5 protein-coding genes are annotated in these 3,669 nt (G+C 64.3%); 4 read left to right on the forward strand and 1 reads right to left on the reverse strand.

Going from position 1 to position 3,669, the window contains the following annotated elements; all coding sequences use genetic code 11:
• Positions 1 to 222 precede the first annotated feature (222 nt).
• Complete coding sequence (gene trxC / locus QMX78_RS20700; RefSeq protein WP_282273192.1) at positions 223 to 669, reverse strand: thioredoxin TrxC; 447 nt, start codon at positions 667 to 669, stop codon at positions 223 to 225.
• A 468-nt stretch (positions 670 to 1,137) separates the two neighbouring features.
• On the opposite strand from trxC, the gene QMX78_RS20705 reads away from it, so the two are divergent.
• The 4 genes from QMX78_RS20705 to QMX78_RS20720 all read left to right on the forward strand — a co-directional run bounded on the left by QMX78_RS20705 (position 1,138) and on the right by QMX78_RS20720 (position 3,549).
• Positions 1,138 to 2,211, forward strand: a complete 1,074-nt coding sequence (locus tag QMX78_RS20705) for a 3-deoxy-7-phosphoheptulonate synthase (protein WP_282273194.1) — start codon at positions 1,138 to 1,140, stop codon at positions 2,209 to 2,211.
• Between the two features lie 120 nt (positions 2,212 to 2,331).
• Complete coding sequence (locus QMX78_RS20710) at positions 2,332 to 2,805, forward strand: hypothetical protein (protein WP_282273196.1); 474 nt, start codon at positions 2,332 to 2,334, stop codon at positions 2,803 to 2,805.
• 21 nt (positions 2,806 to 2,826) lie between these two features.
• Complete coding sequence (locus tag QMX78_RS20715; protein ID WP_282273199.1) at positions 2,827 to 3,084, forward strand: GIY-YIG nuclease family protein; 258 nt, start codon at positions 2,827 to 2,829, stop codon at positions 3,082 to 3,084.
• A 129-nt stretch (positions 3,085 to 3,213) separates the two neighbouring features.
• The gene (locus QMX78_RS20720) at positions 3,214 to 3,549 is read left to right on the forward strand and encodes a YegP family protein (RefSeq protein ID WP_282273201.1); all 336 of its coding nucleotides are present in this window, start codon (positions 3,214 to 3,216) and stop codon (positions 3,547 to 3,549) included.
• Positions 3,550 to 3,669 lie beyond the last annotated feature (120 nt).

Below are 3,669 nucleotides of genomic sequence, written 5' to 3' on the forward strand. Positions count from 1 at the left end.
GGGCCGAGCCATGCTCGGCAAGGGCTTTACCGACAATGTCTTCTGCCCCCTCCCTTTGCCGCAGGCAAGGGGAGGGCTGGGGAGGGGGAGCTCTGTGGCCTTTCAAGCAGCACCAGCTTCGCGGCTCACGCCGCGCCTAAAAACATCAGCGCCCAGCTGTAGTGCCGAGCCATGCTCGGCAAGGGCTTTACCGGGAACGCCCCCGCCGAGCATGGTTCGGCGCTACATGTGCGCGCTGGCCCACTGCACGATGCTGCTGGCGGGCATCGCGCCGGATTGGCGGGCGATCTCGCGGCCGCCCTGGATCAGCACCATCGTCGGAATGCTGCGGATGCCATAGCGGGTGGCGATGGCTGGCTCCGCTTCCGTATCCAGTTTGCCCAGACGCATGCGCGGCTCCAGTTGCACGGCAGCCTTGGCGAACTCTGGCGCCATCTGCCGGCACGGGCCGCACCAGCTGGCCCAGAAATCCACCAGCAGCGGAATCTGCGCGCGGCTGGCATGCGCTTCGAATTCCGCCGCGTTCAATGCAATGGGCGCGGCCACGAACAATGGCTGGTGGCAGCGGCCGCAGGATGGCGCTTGCGACAGCCGCGCAGCGGGGACGCGGTTGATCGCATTGCAGTGCGGGCAGGCGATCTGCAGCGGATCGGAACTGGTGGCGTTCATCGGAATGGCTTTGTGTGCTGGACCAGTTGCCAGTATCGCTGCCACGCTGAGCCGTTTGTCCAGCTGGCTGTGGAACGCGCTTTTCCGCATGCCATGAACAATTCCTGTGCAGCTGTTTCATCGCAGATCCTGCAGGTCACGCTGGCTGATTAAACAGGTGGATGAAAGGCGAAATCACGACGGGCTCTTGCATATTCGCGGAAGCTGAACCCGCCGACCTGCGGGTCTGTTGCCGCTGAAACTGTCGCATCGCACAAAAAACCGTGTTATCAATGCTCCCCATGAACGCAGCCCGCGCCAGCTTTTACTTTTGGTATTACTTTCCCAAGCCGCTGGCGGAGGAAGGACTGCGCTTACCCTGAAGAAACTTTCAGATGCATTCCCGAAAAGCCGCCAGCGAACCTGGCGGCTTTTTTCATGCCGCCACGCTGGGGCCAAACCATTCACCGCTTTGAACTGGAGACCCCCATGCCCCCCCATACCGACGATCTACGCATCCGCAAACTTGAACCCCTGACCTCGCCGGCGCAGCTGCTGGCGCTGCTGCCCTGTGACGAGGAAGCCTCGCAGACCGTGGCCGACGCCCGTGCCTCGCTGCACCGCATCCTGCATGGGGAGGATGACCGCTTGGCGGTTGTCGTGGGCCCGTGCTCGATCCATGACCCGGTGGCGGCGATGGAGTATGCCCAGCGCCTGCGTCCGCTGCGCGATGCGCTGGCCGGCGAGCTTGAGATCGTGATGCGCGTGTACTTCGAGAAGCCGCGCACCACGGTGGGCTGGAAGGGCCTGATCAATGACCCGGACCTGGACGGCAGCTTCAACATCAACAAGGGCCTGCGCGTTGCGCGTGGTCTGCTGCGTGACATCAACCGCCTCGGCCTGCCGGCTGGCGTGGAGTTCCTGGACGTGATCTCGCCGCAGTACATCGCCGACCTGGTGGCCTGGGGCGCGATTGGTGCGCGTACCACCGAAAGCCAGGTGCACCGCGAGCTGGCCTCGGGCCTGTCGTGCCCGGTTGGCTTCAAGAACGGCACCACCGGCGATGTGAAGATCGCTGCCGATGCGGTCGGCGCGGCCTCGCACCCGCACCACTTCCTGTCGGTGACCAAGGAAGGCGGTACCGCCATCGTGGCAACGCGCGGTAACCCGGATTGCCATGTGATCCTGCGCGGCGGCAAGGCCCCGAACTACGACGCCGCCAGCGTGCAGGCCGCCAGCGATGTGCTGGCCAAGTCGCAGCTGCCTGCGCGGTTGATGATCGACGCCAGCCACGCCAACAGCAGCAAGAAGCCGGAGAACCAGCCCAAGGTAGTCGATGACATTGCCAGCCAGCTGGAAGCCGGCGAGCAGCGCGTGGTCGGGGTGATGATCGAGAGCCATCTGGTGGCCGGCCGCCAGGACCTGGTCGAAGGCCAGCCGCTGGTCTACGGCCAGAGCATCACCGATGGCTGCATCGATTGGGACAGCACCGTGCAGGTGCTGGAGCGCCTGGCCGAGGCGGTGCGTGCGCGCCGTCGCGCCCAGCTGGAGGCGGCGGCCTGAGGATTCCGTGACAGTTTCACTGGCGCACATCGGGCTGTCCAAGTAGTTTACGCGGCGGGAGGCGGTAGGCCTCCCGCCTGCTTTGGAGACAGGGGGAGCACCGTCTCCGGCAGGAAGCCCATGAATCACCGCTCCATGGAGAAGGAACTGATGCGTATCCGTATGTGCACCGTGGCACTGGCAATGATGCTGGTCCCGTCGCTGGCGCTGGCCAAGAAGGAAGTTTTTGATTCGGGCAGTGGCTGCCTGCAGAACCTGTCGGTGGCCGGTGGCTTCACCAGCGGCAAGCAGTTCCTGGCTTCGACCGACCATGAAGGTGTCAGCTACGCCGACGCGTTCGCCAAGACCGTGGCCGCGATCGAAGCCGAAGGCATGGTCGGTATTTACCCGAACGAGACCACTGGCTACATCGCTGCCGAGAATCCGGTCCGTGGCGGCGGCGGTTCAACCGTTCCGTTGCGCACCACGGTGCGTCGCCAGCCTGACGGCAGCGTCCGCGTCGAAGTGCGTTTCAGCATCAAGGGTGGCCAGATGACCTCCAACAAGGCGGTTGGCGAAGGTCTGTGCAAGATTGCCGACGCAGCCAGCCTGTAAGTCGGGGCAGGGCGGGGTCGGGTGAAGGGTCCGTGGTTTCTGTATCTGCTGGAGTGCCGTGATGGCAGCTATTACGCGGGTATCAGTACCGATGTGCAGGCCCGTTTCCTGGCCCATGTCGCTGGCAAGGGCGCGCGCTATACCCGCGCGCACCCGCCGCTGCGGATCCTTGCCAGTCGCGCCTATGCCGACCGCTCGGCTGCGTCCCGCGCCGAATGGCAGATCAAGCAGCTGCCGCGTGAGCGCAAGCTGGCCTGGCTGGAACGGACAGAAGATTGAGGTAGAGTCGCGCTTGTAGCCGCGGTAGCCAGCGGCTTCCAACGTCCGGTCATCCGGGCAACAGCCACGCATGCAGCGGCGGTAGCAGGGCGGCAGCGTGCCGGCATCATCCTCAAGCGGGGTATTGCAATGGCAGGTTGGTACGAGTTGGACAAGAGCAGCGACGGTCAGTTTTATTTCGTGCTCAAGGCAGGCAACGCCGAGGTCATCCTGACCAGCGAGCGTTACACCACGCGCGCCGGCGCGGAGAACGGCATCGCCTCGGTGCAGAAGAACAGCCCGGATGAAGCGCATTACGAGCGCAAGACCGCCAGCGACGGTCGCTACCATTTCAATCTGAAAGCGGCCAACCACCAGGTGATCGGCAGCAGCCAGATGTATGCCTCGCAGGCCGCGCGTGAAGCCGGCATCACCAGCGTCAAGGGCAACGGCCCCAGCACCACGATCAAGGACAAGACCGCGTAGGCGGTGTTGATGCTGCGTTGTTGAAAAACCCCGGGCAAAGCCCGGGGTTTTTCATCTGTAGTGCCGAGCCATGCTCGGCAGCGGCCTTCCTGGTAAAGCCTCTGCCGAGCATGGCTCGGC

It is taken from the genome of Stenotrophomonas sp. PS02298, from assembly GCF_029959445.1.
In the GTDB taxonomy this organism is placed as follows: Bacteria; Pseudomonadota; Gammaproteobacteria; order Xanthomonadales; family Xanthomonadaceae; genus Stenotrophomonas.

Excerpts from the sequence above, each read along its gene's own strand:
- trxC (WP_282273192.1), bottom strand. The coding sequence starts at position 669 with ATGAACGCCACCAGTTCCGATCCGCTGCAGATCGCCTGCCCGCACTGC.
- QMX78_RS20705 (WP_282273194.1), top strand. The coding sequence starts at position 1,138 with ATGCCCCCCCATACCGACGATCTACGCATCCGCAAACTTGAACCCCTG.
- QMX78_RS20710 (WP_282273196.1), top strand. The coding sequence starts at position 2,332 with ATGAATCACCGCTCCATGGAGAAGGAACTGATGCGTATCCGTATGTGC.
- QMX78_RS20720 (WP_282273201.1), top strand. The coding sequence starts at position 3,214 with ATGGCAGGTTGGTACGAGTTGGACAAGAGCAGCGACGGTCAGTTTTAT.